This window comes from Pseudomonas sp. QD4 (assembly GCF_049199125.1).
GTDB lineage: Bacteria > Pseudomonadota > Gammaproteobacteria > Pseudomonadales > Pseudomonadaceae > Aquipseudomonas.
Genome location: NZ_JBLZOM010000008.1, coordinates 62,011 through 75,714 on the forward strand (window position 1 = coordinate 62,011; position 13,704 = coordinate 75,714).

Consider the following 13,704-nt stretch of genomic DNA (forward strand, 5'->3'; position numbering starts at 1 on the left):
GATATATGATCGGCTGATCGGCAAGGCCCACCGGCCCTATCAGGACGCCCCCAACAATAAGAGTGCAGCGCCATGAATCTGAGCAAGGTCGACCTCAACCTCTTTATCGTTTTCGACGCGATCTACACCGAAGCCAACCTCACCCGCGCCGGGCAAATCGTCGGCATCACCCAACCGGCGGTGTCCAACGCCCTGGCCCGCCTGCGCGAGACCTTCAACGACCCGTTGTTCGTGCGTACTGCCCAGGGCATGGTGCCGACGCCGATGGCGCAGAACATCATCGGCCCGGTGCGCAACGCCCTGTCGCTGCTGCGAGTGTCGGTCCAGGAAAGCCGCATCTTCAACCCGTTGCAGGCGGTCAAGACCTACCGCATCAGCATGACCGACCTCACCGAGGCGGTGATCCTGCCCCCGCTGTTCCAACGCCTGCGGCGCCTGGCGCCGACGGTGATCATCGAAAGCTTCCTATCCAAGCGCCGGGAAACCACCAAGGAACTGGCCGCCGGCCGCCTGGATTTCGCGGTCGACGCCCCGCTCAACACCGACCCCCAGGTGCGCCACGTCAAGCTGATGGAAGACCGCTACGTATGCGCCATGCGCAAGGGCCACCCCATGGCCGGCAAGGAAAAACTCAGCCTCGATGACTACCTGTCACTGACCCATATTCATATTTCCAGCCGTCGCAGTGGCCTGGGTCATGTCGACCTGGCACTGGGCAAGATGGGGATCCAGCGCAAGATCGCCCTGCGCTCCCAGCATTACCTGATGGCCTCCCAGGTGCTGCAGCAGACCGACATGGTCATGACCGTGCCGGAACGCTTTGCCCGGCGCCATGAACTGCACGCCTTCAATCTGCCGGTCAATGACGTGCCACCGGTGGAAACCCACCTCTACTGGCACGAAAGCACCGACCAGGACCCGGCCAATCGCTGGATGCGCGAGCAGATGATCGAGCTGTGCCAGCAGGTCACCGCCCACGAGAAGAAGCTGGACAAGCAGGCGGTCTGAGGGACGCAGCGGCTTTTTCGGCGGCAGGCCTGGCACGCCTGCCGGCGAGAAGTCTGCTTGACGTATACGTCAACCAGGAATTAGCTTAGCGCCAAGACTTTTCTTGAGCGCCTCCATGAGCAGCCAGACCTACAGCATCTCCGACCTCGCCCGCGAGCTCGACATCACCACCCGGGCGATCCGTTTCTATGAAGAACAAGGCCTGCTGGCCCCCGAGCGTCGCGGCCAGGAACGCATCTATTCGCCCCGGGACAAAGTCAGCCTGAAGCTGATCTTGCGCGGCAAGCGCATCGGCTTTTCCCTGGCCGAATGCCGCGAGCTGATCGAACTCTACGACCCCAGCAGCGGCAATCAGAAACAACTGCACAGCATGCTGGCGAAAATCGCCGAACGCCGCGACCAGCTGGAACAGCAACTGCTGGATATCGAACAGATGAAACTGGAGCTCGATACCGCCGAGGAGCGCTGCATCCAGGCCCTGGAGCAAACCATCGAGAACCAGAAGAACGCCGTCCAGTAACAGGCCCTTCGACCCGCCCCAGCGCAACGGCCCCGCACGGCCCTACGCCATCCCTTATAAAAGGTGCACCTGAATGTCACTCCCAAGCCATGTACGCCTGATTGAAGTCGGCCCTCGCGACGGCCTGCAAAACGAAGCCCAGCCCATCAGCGTCGCGGCCAAGGTGCAGTTGGTGGACGCCCTGACCGCCGCCGGCGTCGGCTATATAGAAGTCGGCAGTTTCGTCTCGCCCAAATGGGTGCCGCAAATGGCCGGCTCGGCCGAAGTCTTTGCCCAGATCCAGCGCAAGCCGGGCGTGATCTACGGGGCCCTGGCGCCCAACCTGCGCGGATTTGAAGACGCCCTGGCGGCGGGGGTCAAAGAGGTGGCGGTGTTCGCGGCGGCCTCTGAAGCGTTTTCCCAACGCAATATCAATTGCTCCATCAGCGAGAGCCTGGAACGCTTCGTGCCCATCATGGACGCCGCCAAACAGCACGGCGTGAGTGTGCGCGGTTACGTGTCCTGCGTGCTCGGCTGCCCTTATGAAGGCGATGTGGCACCCGAGCAAGTGGCCCTGGTGGCCCGCGAGCTGTACGCCATGGGCTGCTACGAAGTGTCCTTGGGGGACACCATCGGCACCGGTACCGCTGGGGCTACCCGCCGGATGTTCGACGTGGTTGGCGCCGATGTACCGCGCGACAAGCTCGCAGGACACTTCCACGACACCTACGGCCAGGCCATGGCCAACATCTACGCCAGCCTGCTTGAAGGCATCGCGGTGTTCGACAGCTCGATCGCCGGCCTCGGCGGCTGCCCCTACGCCAAGGGCGCCAGCGGCAACGTCGCCAGCGAAGACGTGCTGTACCTGCTCAATGGCCTGGGCATCGAGACCGGCATCGACATGGAGCGCCTGATCCTGGCGGGGGAACAGATCTGCACCGTGCTCGGTCGCGCCAGTGGCTCCCGCGTGGCCCGGGCGCGTAACGCCGGTTGAAGGGCACGGTGTTACCGGCCCCGATGGAGTGGGGCCGAAACGAGTAACACGGAAACAGTTTGTCGAATTTCCAGCGGCACAGTTCGCGCAACAAAATCTCAAGCCATTGATTTTAAAGGGATTTAAAAAGTTGGCACGGCTTCTGCTATCTCTATTGCATAACAAGAATAAAAAGCAGCAAACCTAATAAAAATAAGACGTAACGACTCTGACATAACAAAAACAACACGGCAGAGACGCAGCTAACAGATTTTTTTGGAGAAGGTGTGCTTTTCAGGGTGCTCTCAGGAGTAACCCGCAACCGGGCAGAGAACAATAAAACTACCTTCAGGTAGCTCCCGAACTGGTTGGATCGCTTGGCGAGAAAGTAGATCAGCGCTCAAAAAAATACGTTTGCTCTTGACCCCGGATGGGGGTCGCCAAAAACAGCAGTACGGGTAACGGTTACCAAAAACAACAACAGACCGCCCCGCAATAATAAAAAAAGAGCACGCAACGACAAATTAAAGGGGAGCTTCGGCTCCCCTTTGTGCTTTCCGCCATTGCGCTTTTTGCACCCTTCCCCCTTGGCATACCTGACTGACCCGCGCTGCGCGCCGGCACCCGCGATAAAACCCTGCAGATGCCGGCCCCCGCCCTCATGGCCGCTCGCGCAACTCCTCGATGCTTATTTCACGCATGCGAAACTTCTGGATCTTGCCGGTCACGGTCATGGGGAACTCTTCGACGAACTTGAAGTAACGCGGCGTCTTGAAGTGCGCAATGCGCTCCTTGCACCAGGTTTGCAACTCCAGCTCATTGGCAGTATGGCCAGGGTGGAATTTGATCCAGGCCACAATCTCTTCGCCGTATCTGTCGCACGGAATGCCGATCACCTGCACATCGGCCACCGCCGGGTGGGTGAAGAAGAACTCTTCCAGCTCCCGCGGGTAAATATTCTCGCCGCCGCGAATGATCATGTCCTTGTTGCGCCCGGCAATGCACACATAACCCTGCTCGCTCATGGTCGCCAGGTCGCCGGTGTGCATCCAGCCTGCCGGGTCGATGGCTTCCGCGGTGCCCTGGGGGTTGTTCCAGTAGCCGAGCATCACGCTGTAGCCACGGGTGCACAGTTCGCCGATGGTGCCACGAGGCACGAGGTTCCCGGCCTCGTCGATGATTTTGCTTTCCAGTTGCGGCTGGGTGCGCCCGACCGTGGTCACCCGCAGTTCCAGCTCATCGGCCGGGCCGGTCTGCAACGACACCGGGCTGGTTTCGGTCATGCCATAGGCGATCTGCACCTCGCTCATGTGCATTTCACTGATCACCCGGCGCATCACTTCAATCGGACAAGTGGCCCCGGCCATGATCCCGGTACGCAGGCTCGACAGGTCGAATTCGGCGCGGCGCGGCTGATCGAGCATGGCGATAAACATGGTCGGCACTCCATACAACCCGGTGGCGCGCTCTTCGGCCACGGTGGCCAGGGTCAGCAACGGGTCGAAGGCATCGTTGGGATAGATCATGGTGGTGCCATGGGTGATGCAACCGAGGTTGCCCATGACCATGCCGAAGCAGTGGTACAGCGGCACCGGGATGACCAGGCGATCCTCGTGGGTCAGCCCCAGGCTTTCACCGACCATGTAACCGTTATTGAGGATGTTGTAGTGGCTCAGGGTCGCCCCCTTGGGGAAACCGGTGGTGCCGGAGGTGTACTGGATGTTCACCGCCTGGTCGAAATCCAGGCTGCGTTGCCGCTCCTGCAATTGCTCGGCACTCACGCCCGCGCCCAGCGCCTCCAGTTGCGACCAGGGCAGAAAGCCCGAAGGCGGCTGCGCATCGAGGCTGATGACCCCACGCAGGTCCGGCAGCCGCTCACTCTGCAGGCGGCCGATGGACTGCTCGGCCAACTCCGGCACCAGCCCCTGAAGCATGGCGTGGTAGTCGGAGCTTTTGAACGCCCCCGCGCACACCAGCCACTGGCAGCCGGATTGCTTGAGCACGTATTCCAGTTCGGAACTGCGGTAGGCCGGGTTGATGTTGACCAGGATCGCACCGATCTTGGCGCTGGAGAATTGGCTGATGCACCACTGCGCGCAGTTGGGGGCCCAGATGCCGAGGCGGTCCCCGGTCTTCAGGCCCAGCGCCAGCAACGCCCGAGCATGCAGGTCGACGGCGGTGGCCAGTTGTTGCCAGGTGTAGCGCAGTTGCTGATGTCGCACGACCAGCGCTTCTCCCTGGGGATAGCGCGCTACGGTGTTATCGAACGCCTGACCGATGGTCAGCGCCAGCAAGGCCTTGTCTTGCGATCCACGGCTGTAGCTATGGCTCGGTTGGGAACCTGGTTGATCCATGATGACCCCTATTGTCTTTATTAGTGGGTATACCGGAGCGAAACATCGGTGTGAGAACCTGCCCACGATTTGCGGGTGAACAGGTTCTCAAGGAGGCTGGCTCCAATTGAAAACGCTGCTACTCTGGCTCAAGTTGACGTTTACGTAAAGGGTGATTGACAGCCACTGATCGCAAGTTTACGTTAACGTAAAGGTGAGAGCACATCCGCCCCGCTCTCTCACGCCCATCCTCAATAAAAACAAGCTTGAAGGTGCCCCATGAGCTATCCGACCCTGAACTTTGCCCTTGGCGAAACCATCGACATGCTTCGCCATCAGGTCCAGGCCTTCGTCAAGGCCGAGCTGGCACCACGAGCGGCACAGATCGACGTCGATAACCTGTTCCCTGCCGACATGTGGCGCAAATTCGGCGACATGGGCCTGCTGGGTATCACCGTCGCCGAAGAATACGGTGGCGCCGGCCTGGGGTACCTGGCCCACGTGGTGGCCATGGAAGAAATCAGCCGGGGTTCGGCCTCCGTGGCCCTGTCCTACGGCGCCCACTCCAACCTCTGCGTGAACCAGATCAATCGCAACGGCAACCACGAACAGAAATCCAAGTACCTGCCCAAACTGATCAGCGGCGAACACGTCGGCGCCCTGGCCATGAGCGAGCCCAACGCCGGGTCCGACGTGGTCTCGATGAAGCTGCGCGCCGACAAGCGCGGCGACCGCTATGTACTCAACGGCAGCAAGACCTGGATCACCAATGGTCCCGACGCCAACACCTATGTGATCTACGCCAAGACCGACCTGGAAAAGGGCGCCCACGGCATCACCGCGTTCATTGTCGAGCGTGACTGGAAAGGCTTCAGCCGCAGCAACAAGTTCGACAAGCTCGGCATGCGCGGGTCCAACACCTGCGAACTGTTTTTCGATGATGTCGAAGTGCCGGAAGAAAACATCCTCGGCGCCCTCAACGGTGGCGTCAAAGTGCTGATGAGCGGCCTGGACTACGAGCGCGTGGTGCTCTCCGGCGGCCCGACCGGGATCATGCAAGCCTGCATGGACCTGGTGGTGCCCTACATCCACGACCGCAAGCAATTCGGCAAAAGCATCGGCGAGTTCCAGCTGATCCAGGGCAAGGTCGCCGACATGTACACCCAACTCAACGCCAGCCGTGCCTACCTGTACGCGGTTGCCCAGGCCTGCGAGCGCGGCGAAACCACGCGCAAGGATGCCGCCGGGGTGATCCTCTACAGCGCCGAGCGCGCGACCCAGATGGCCCTCGACGCGATCCAGATCCTGGGCGGCAACGGCTACATCAACGAATTCCCGGCAGGCCGTCTGCTGCGTGACGCCAAGCTCTATGAAATCGGCGCCGGCACCAGCGAAATCCGTCGCATGCTGATCGGCCGCGAGCTGTTCAACGAAACGAAGTAGGAGCAGCGGCGAGCGACACGCCTCAAGCGGCAAGCGAGAGCTGCCTTAACATCGACTTACTCATGCAGCTTGAAGCCTGTCGCTTGAAGCTGCCGTAGGCCCTCCTATGATTCTGAAGTCTCAGCTCCACCCAAAATCCCCCGAGTTCGCGCAGAACGCCGCCAGCATGCTGGCCCAGGTCGACGCGCTGCACACCCGGCTCGCCCAGGTCCAGCAAGGCGGCGGCGCCAAGGCCCAGGAACGTCACACCTCACGCGGCAAGTTGCTGCCCCGCGAGCGGATCAACCGCCTGCTCGACCCCGGCTCGCCATTTCTGGAAATCAGCCCGCTGGCGGCCTACGAGGTGTACGGCGAAGACGTGCCGGCTGCCGGAGTCATCGCCGGCATCGGGCGGGTGGAAGGTGTCGAATGCATGATCGTGGCCAACGATGCCACGGTAAAAGGCGGCTCCTATTACCCGCTGACCGTGAAAAAGCACTTGCGGGCGCAGACCATCGCCCAGCAGAACCGCCTGCCCTGCATCTACCTGGTGGACTCCGGCGGCGCCAACCTGCCACGTCAGGACGAGGTGTTTCCGGACCGCGAGCACTTCGGGCGGATCTTCTTCAACCAGGCCAACATGAGTGCCCAGGGCATCGCCCAGATCGCCGTGGTCATGGGTTCCTGCACCGCCGGTGGGGCCTATGTGCCGGCCATGGCGGACGAAGCCATCATGGTCCGCGAACAGGCGACCATCTTCCTCGCCGGCCCACCCCTGGTCAAAGCCGCCACCGGTGAAGTGGTGAGCGCCGAGGACCTGGGCGGGGCCGATGTGCACTGCAAAATCTCCGGGGTCGCCGACCATTACGCCGACAGTGATGAACACGCCCTGGCCCTGGCCCGACGCAGCGTGGCCAACCTCAACTGGCGCAAACTGGGCGAGGTGCAGCAACGTACCCCCATCGCCCCGCTGTTTGCCAGCGACGAGCTGTACGGGGTAATCCCGGCGGACGCCAAGCAACCCTTCGATGTGCGCGAAGTGATCGCGCGCCTGGTGGACGGCTCGGTGTTCGATGAGTTCAAGGCGCTGTTTGGCACCACCCTGGTCTGCGGTTTCGCGCACCTGCATGGCTACCCGATCGCGATCCTGGCCAATAACGGGATCCTGTTCGCCGAAGCCGCGCAAAAAGGCGCGCACTTTATCGAACTGGCCTGCCAGCGCGGCATTCCCCTGCTGTTTCTGCAGAACATCACCGGTTTCATGGTCGGCCAGAAGTACGAAGCCGGCGGCATTGCCAAACACGGCGCCAAGCTGGTGACCGCCGTGGCGTGCGCCAAGGTGCCGAAGTTCACGGTGATCATCGGCGGCAGTTTCGGCGCGGGTAACTACGGCATGTGCGGCCGCGCCTACGACCCGCGCTTTTTGTGGATGTGGCCCAACGCCCGCATCGGCGTGATGGGCGCCGAGCAGGCAGCCGGGGTCCTGGTGCAGGTCAAGCGCGAGCAGGCCGAACGCAGCGGCCAGGCATTCAGCGCCGCCCAGGAAACCGAGATCAAGCAACCGATCCTCGATCAGTACGAGCACCAGGGCCACCCCTACTACTCCAGCGCACGGCTGTGGGACGACGGCGTCATCGACCCGGCGCAGACCCGCGACGTGCTGGCCCTGGCGCTGTCCGCCGCCCTCAACGCCCCCATCGAACAGAGCCGCTTCGGCGTGTTCCGCATGTGACCCGGAGCGAGACCAAAATGACCGACTTCAACACCCTGGAACTGCTGACCGACCCGCGTGGCTTTGCCACCCTGTGGCTCAGCCGTGAACAGAAGAACAACGCCTTCAACGCAGAAATGATCCGCGAGTTGATCATCGCCCTCGACCAGGTGCAGAGCGATGCCAGCCTGCGCTTTCTGCTGCTGCGCGGACGGGGCAAACACTTCAGCGCCGGGGCCGACCTGGCCTGGATGCAGCAATCGGCGGAACTGGACTACCACACCAACCTCGACGACGCCCGGGAACTGGCGGAGTTGATGTACAACCTGGCCAAACTGAAGATCCCGACCCTGGCCGTGGTCCAGGGTGCGGCCTTTGGCGGAGCCCTGGGCCTGATCAGTTGCTGCGACATGGCGATCGGCACCGACGAGGCGCAGTTCTGCCTCTCGGAAGTGCGCATCGGCCTGGCGCCGGCCGTGATCAGCCCATTTGTGGTCCAGGCCATCGGTGAGCGCGCTGCGCGCCGCTACGCCCTGACCGCCGAGCGCTTTGGCGGCCAGCGGGCCCGTGAAATAGGCCTGCTGGCGGAAAGCTACCCGGCCACCGAACTGGCGCAACAGGTCGAACTGTGGATCGACAACCTGCTGCTCAACAGCCCGGCCGCGATGCGTGCCAGCAAGGACCTGCTGCGTGAAGTGGGCAACGGTGCCCTGACCCCGGCCCTGCGTCGCTACTGTGAAAACGCCATTGCGCGGATTCGGGTCAGCGCCGAAGGCCAGGAAGGCCTGCGCGCCTTCCTGCAAAAGCGCCCGCCCAGCTGGCAGGCCGAGACGACCACCAAGGAGCCACGTTGATGAGCGCCCCTGTTCTTACCACCCTGCTGGTGGCCAACCGCGGTGAAATCGCCTGCCGCGTGATGCGGACCGCCAAAGCCCTGGGCCTCACCACCGTGGCCGTGCACAGCGCCACTGACCGCGATGCCCGGCACAGCCGCGAAGCGGATATCCGCGTCGACCTGGGCGGCAGCAAGGCCGCTGACAGTTACCTGCAAATCGACAAGCTGATCGCCGCGGCCAAGGCCAGCGGCGCCCAGGCGATCCACCCTGGCTATGGCTTTCTCTCGGAAAACGCCGGCTTTGCCCGGGCCATTGAAGCCGCCGGCCTGATCTTCCTCGGCCCGCCCGCCTCGGCCATCGACGCCATGGGCAGCAAATCGGCAGCCAAGGCCCTGATGGAAGTCGCCGGCGTGCCTCTGGTGCCCGGCTACCACGGCGAAGCCCAGGACCTGGAAACCTTCCGCAACGCCGCCGAGCGCATTGGCTACCCGGTGCTGCTCAAGGCCACGGCGGGCGGTGGCGGCAAAGGCATGAAGGTGGTGGAAGAGGTCAGCCAACTGGCCGAGGCCCTGGCGTCGGCCCAGCGTGAAGCGCAGTCGTCGTTCGGCGACTCGCGGATGCTGGTGGAAAAATACGTGCTCAAGCCGCGCCACGTGGAGATCCAGGTGTTCGCCGATCAACACGGCAATTGCCTGTACCTCAACGAACGCGACTGCTCGATCCAGCGTCGCCACCAGAAAGTCGTCGAAGAAGCCCCGGCCCCGGGCCTGAGCGCTGAGCAACGCCAGGCCATGGGTGAAGCCGCGGTCCGCGCCGCTCAAGCCATTGGCTATGTTGGCGCGGGCACGGTGGAGTTCCTGCTGGATTCGCGCGGCGAGTTTTTCTTCATGGAGATGAACACCCGCCTGCAGGTCGAGCACCCGGTGACCGAAGCCATTACCGGCCTCGACCTGGTGGCCTGGCAGATCCGTGTCGCCCAGGGCGAGCCTCTGCCCATGACCCAGGACCAGGTGCCGCTGCGGGGGCACGCGATCGAAGTGCGGCTGTACGCCGAAGACCCGGGCAACGACTTCCTGCCGGCCACCGGGCGCCTGGCCTTGTACCGTGAATCGGCGGCCGGACCGGGGCGCCGGGTCGACAGTGGGGTCGAGGAAGGCGACAGCGTGTCGCCCTTCTACGACCCGATGCTGGGCAAGCTGATTGCCTGGGGCGAGGACCGCGAACAAGCGCGCCTGCGCCTGCTGGCGATGCTCGATGAGTTCGCCATCGGCGGCCTGAAGACCAACCTCGCCTTCCTGCGGCGCATCATTGGCCACCCGGCGTTCGCCGCCGCCGAACTCGACACCGGTTTTATCCCGCGCTACCAGGAACAGCTGCTGCCGGCACCGACTGCCCTGGGTGACGAGTTCTGGCAAGCGGCGGCCCAAGCCTACATCCAGAGCCAGCCCGACCGGGTCCGTGACGATGACCGACACTCGCCATGGGCCAGTGCCAGTGGCTTCCGCACCGGCCTGCCGGCTCAAACCACGTTGCACCTGAGCTGCGATGGCCAGGACCAGGCGATCCAACTGGGCGCGCCAAGCCCGGCGCTGGAGCTCAAGGACCAGACACTCAGCGTCGAGCATCAGGGCCTGCGGCGCCAACACCGGGCGATTCGCCAGGGCGACGCGCTGTACCTGCAGTGGCAGGGGGAAATGCGCAGCATCACCTTGTACGACCCGATCGCCGCAGTGGACGCCAGCCATGGCCAACAAGGCGGCCTGACGGCTCCGATGAACGGCAGTATCGTGCGCGTGCTCGTTCAGCCCGGGCAAAGCGTCGAGGCCGGAGCGCAACTGGTGGTGCTGGAAGCCATGAAGATGGAGCACAGCATCCGCGCCCCGCACGCCGGAGTGATCAAGGCGCTGTATTGCCAGGAAGGCGAGATGGTCAGTGAAGGCAGCGCTCTGGTGGAACTGGAATCTGCCGAGTAGAAAGCCAAGAACCGTTCCCACTGCAGTGTGGGAACGGTCCTTATTTGCTGGTTAGAATTTCGCGGTAGCCTGCATCACCACACCAATGATCCGACACTCATCGCTGTAGAGCATCTTCGGATAGGTGGGGTTGAGCGGCACCAGGAACCGCTGTCCACCCTCCTCCACCAGCTTGCGGAAGATCGCTTCGTCATTGCCCGGGCATTGCACGATCACCAGCTTGCCGGGGACGGCCTCCACCGCCGTGTCCACCAGCACCAACATGTCCTGGCCGATACTGACGCCACTGGGCGCGATCATCGCGTCGCCTACCACCACTAACCAGAACGCCGCGCCCTGAGCCTGGTAGTCCGACAGCTCGTAGCGTTCGGCCGCATAGAGCGCCTGCCCGTCTTCACGAACCTCACCGACGTCGCGCCAGTCACTGACCGGGTAGCGAAAGTACGGGTTGTACTTTTCGATCAGCGACGGTTCGTCGGTCAGCGGCAGGCCTTCGTCGTCCACCAGGGGCTTCTCGCGAATCACCAGAGCGACCTCGAGAAAGCCCATGCCGATTTCATCGAGCACGCGGTTCATGTCCTCGATCTTGGGCTGGCGGCGTTTGCTCAGCCAATGGCCGATGCCGCCCTGAGACATGCCCAGGCGCTCTGCGAGTCGTTCTTGTGTGACCTTGCGGCCTTTCATGTTGGCTTTAACCAACTCGATCCATTTGTCCATGGCCGGAACAATACGTTGTGTATTTCCGCCCTCAACACACAACTTGTAGTATTTGAAATCTCGTCACAAATACAATAAGTATTAGTCTTGTCTGGACCTCTTTCCTCTTTTCAACAGGGCAGATCGATCCATGAATACAACTCGCAAGGACGTGCCGGAAACCGACTCCGAGAGCCACCTGAGCTCACTGCAAGGCAGCCACGCAGCTCGACGGGCGATGGACTATTACTTGAAACCGATTATTTCCGAATCCGTGGAGCCAGAGCGGCTGTTCGAGGTCAGGCGGTCGATCAGCAGCGAGGAAGCCATGATTCACGCTTCCGACCTGCTGCGCTGTGCTGCTGCCACCGCGTACGAGGCGGCCAACCACTTGCGCGGGACGCACCGCGACCTGACGTTTTCCGTGGTGCACATGATCGATCTGGCCAAGGCGCTGGTGGACCGGTGCGTGGAAGGCAGCAAGGAAGAATGATGGGGAACGGGACATGGGCACCGCGCCGGTCGCGAAATGGCCGGACAGCGGGCAAAGGGGAAAATATTTTCTATCGGGAAGGGAAAAACATTTGACTTGCAAATGATAATGATTATTATTGCATGCAGCTGGTCGCGAGATCAGTCGATAAACCAAGGGACCTTAGGTCGGACTCTTGGAATATCTCCTCATCAGGCTAATCACGGTTTTTGACCCGGCTTTTTGCCGGGTCTTTTTTTTTGCCAGTTATTCTGGCTAGGCTTCAGGCTAATGAAGTCGGGTACATCTGAATCCGATGGCGGCGATGATATCAAAAGAATATTTCATTGCAACACAACGCCCGTCGTAAAAGGCCCAACTATCGTAAAACAGCGCTTGAGAATCAATCGCATAGCCTCTAAGCTGCTTTCGCGTCAAGGACGACGCCCCCTACTTTATTCGCGCCCAGTGTGTAAAGTACGGCCATAAAAATCATATTCAGGAATCGATTATGACCGTGGCCAAAAGCTCTTTTCAGATCTCTGCCGACTTCGACAGCGGCAACATCGATGTACTCGATATCAGCAATCCCCTCCAGGCTTCCCTGACCATCAGGCCCGATACCCGCAGCCCGCACTTCCAGTGGTTCCACTTCAAGGCCAGCGGCCTGCACATCGGCCAGGAACACTGGTTTCGCCTGACCAACGCCAGCAAATCCTCATACAGCAGGGCCTGGACCGGCTATCAAGCCGTGGCCTCCTACGACCATGTGAACTGGTTTCGCATCCCGACCATTTTCGAAGGCGACGCCCTGCGCTTCAATCTTGAAGCCACCCAGACCCACGCCTGGTTCGCCTACTTCGAACCCTACAGCCGCGGCCGTCATGACTGGCTGATCGAACAGGCGCTGGGCAAGGCCGGCACCGAACTGCTGGCCACGGGTAAAAGCGTCGAGGGCCGGGACATCCAGCTGTTGCGCAAAGGCAGTGGCGCCGAAGGCCAGCGCAAGATCTGGATCATCGCCCAGCAGCACCCCGGCGAACACATGGCCGAGTGGTTCATGGAAGGTGTGCTCGAGCGCCTGCAGCGCCATGACGATGCCGAGCTCAATACCCTGCTGGCCGGGGCCGATCTGTACCTGGTGCCGAACATGAACCCCGACGGCGCCTTCCATGGTCATCTGCGCACCAACGCCATGGGCCAGGACCTGAACCGCACCTGGCAGAACGCCAGCCAGGAATTGAGCCCGGAAGTGTTGTTCGTCCAGCAGCAAATGCAGAAATACGGCGTCGACCTATTCCTCGACGTGCATGGCGACGAAGAGATTCCCCATGTGTTCGCCGCCGGCTGCGAAGGCAACCCAGGCTACACCCCGCGCCTGGAACAGCTTGAAGAGCAGTTCCGCAGCCACCTCAAGCACCAGACCCGGGACTTCCAGACCACCCACGGCTACCCGCGCTCGCAGCCGGGCCACGCCAATATGACCCTGGCCTGCAACAGCGTCGGTGAGCAATACGATTGCCTGTCGCTGACCCTGGAAATGCCCTTCAAGGACCACGACGACAATCCCAACCCCTACACCGGTTGGTCCGGCAAGCGCTCGATGCAGCTGGGCAAGGACGTGCTGAGTACCTTCGCCAGCCTGGTCAACAACCTGCGCTAACCCCGCGGTGGGGGGGGGGGGGGGGGGGCGCCCCCCCCCCCCCCCCCCCCCCCCCCCCCCCCGCCGCCCCCCCCCCCCCCCCCCCCCCCCCCCCACCCCCCCCCCCCCCCCCCCCCCC

11 protein-coding genes are annotated in these 13,704 nt (G+C 62.3%); 9 read left to right on the plus strand and 2 right to left on the minus strand.

Annotated features, from left to right (window positions below; translation table 11 throughout):
- Window positions 1–72: 72 nt before the first annotated feature.
- The 3 genes from ACOZJV_RS30510 (at window position 73) to ACOZJV_RS30520 (ending at window position 2,501) form a co-directional block, all read left to right on the plus strand.
- Window positions 73–1,008, plus strand: coding sequence for a LysR family transcriptional regulator (locus tag ACOZJV_RS30510; protein WP_020296777.1), 936 nt, complete (start codon window positions 73–75; stop codon window positions 1,006–1,008).
- Between the two features lie 115 nt (window positions 1,009–1,123).
- Window positions 1,124–1,528, plus strand: coding sequence for a MerR family transcriptional regulator (locus ACOZJV_RS30515; protein WP_020296778.1), 405 nt, complete (start codon window positions 1,124–1,126; stop codon window positions 1,526–1,528).
- A gap of 73 nt (window positions 1,529–1,601) precedes the next feature.
- On the plus strand, window positions 1,602–2,501 hold the full coding sequence (locus ACOZJV_RS30520; protein ID WP_078473608.1) for a hydroxymethylglutaryl-CoA lyase: 900 nt from the start codon (window positions 1,602–1,604) through the stop codon (window positions 2,499–2,501).
- A gap of 638 nt (window positions 2,502–3,139) precedes the next feature.
- Here ACOZJV_RS30520 and ACOZJV_RS30525 read toward each other — a convergent pair.
- Complete coding sequence (locus tag ACOZJV_RS30525; protein WP_421549212.1) at window positions 3,140–4,834, minus strand: AMP-binding protein; 1,695 nt, start codon at window positions 4,832–4,834, stop codon at window positions 3,140–3,142.
- 258 nt (window positions 4,835–5,092) lie between these two features.
- Here ACOZJV_RS30525 and ACOZJV_RS30530 point away from each other — a divergent pair, with 258 nt between their 5' ends.
- The 4 genes from ACOZJV_RS30530 (at window position 5,093) to ACOZJV_RS30545 (ending at window position 10,755) form a co-directional block, all read left to right on the plus strand.
- Window positions 5,093–6,256 carry an isovaleryl-CoA dehydrogenase gene (locus ACOZJV_RS30530; RefSeq protein ID WP_421549213.1) on the plus strand — a complete coding sequence of 388 codons (1,164 nt, stop codon included), beginning with the start codon at window positions 5,093–5,095 and terminating at the stop codon, window positions 6,254–6,256.
- A 106-nt stretch (window positions 6,257–6,362) separates the two neighbouring features.
- Entirely contained in the window at window positions 6,363–7,967 is a 1,605-nt protein-coding gene (locus ACOZJV_RS30535; RefSeq protein ID WP_421549214.1) for a carboxyl transferase domain-containing protein, read from the plus strand.
- Window positions 7,968–7,984: 17 nt separating this feature from the next.
- A complete protein-coding gene (locus tag ACOZJV_RS30540; RefSeq protein ID WP_020296783.1) occupies window positions 7,985–8,800 on the plus strand; it encodes a gamma-carboxygeranoyl-CoA hydratase in 816 nt (271 codons plus the stop codon).
- Window positions 8,800–10,755, plus strand: a complete 1,956-nt coding sequence (locus tag ACOZJV_RS30545; protein WP_421549215.1) for an acetyl/propionyl/methylcrotonyl-CoA carboxylase subunit alpha — start codon at window positions 8,800–8,802, stop codon at window positions 10,753–10,755. Before ACOZJV_RS30540 ends, ACOZJV_RS30545 begins: the two co-directional genes overlap by 1 nt.
- Before the next feature lie 51 nt (window positions 10,756–10,806).
- Here ACOZJV_RS30545 and ACOZJV_RS30550 read toward each other — a convergent pair whose 3' ends face one another.
- Window positions 10,807–11,472 (minus strand): LexA family protein, encoded by a 666-nt coding sequence (locus ACOZJV_RS30550; protein WP_201131660.1) that lies wholly within the window; start codon window positions 11,470–11,472, stop codon window positions 10,807–10,809.
- Between the two features lie 130 nt (window positions 11,473–11,602).
- Between ACOZJV_RS30550 and ACOZJV_RS30555 the strand changes: the two genes are divergently transcribed.
- Together ACOZJV_RS30555 and ACOZJV_RS30560 are read left to right on the plus strand one after the other, a co-directional pair.
- Window positions 11,603–11,944: a DUF6124 family protein gene (locus ACOZJV_RS30555; protein WP_078473614.1), complete on the plus strand. Its 342-nt coding sequence runs from the start codon at window positions 11,603–11,605 to the stop codon at window positions 11,942–11,944.
- 490 nt (window positions 11,945–12,434) lie between these two features.
- Complete coding sequence (locus tag ACOZJV_RS30560) at window positions 12,435–13,586, plus strand: M14 family metallopeptidase (RefSeq protein WP_421549216.1); 1,152 nt, start codon at window positions 12,435–12,437, stop codon at window positions 13,584–13,586.
- Window positions 13,587–13,704 lie beyond the last annotated feature (118 nt).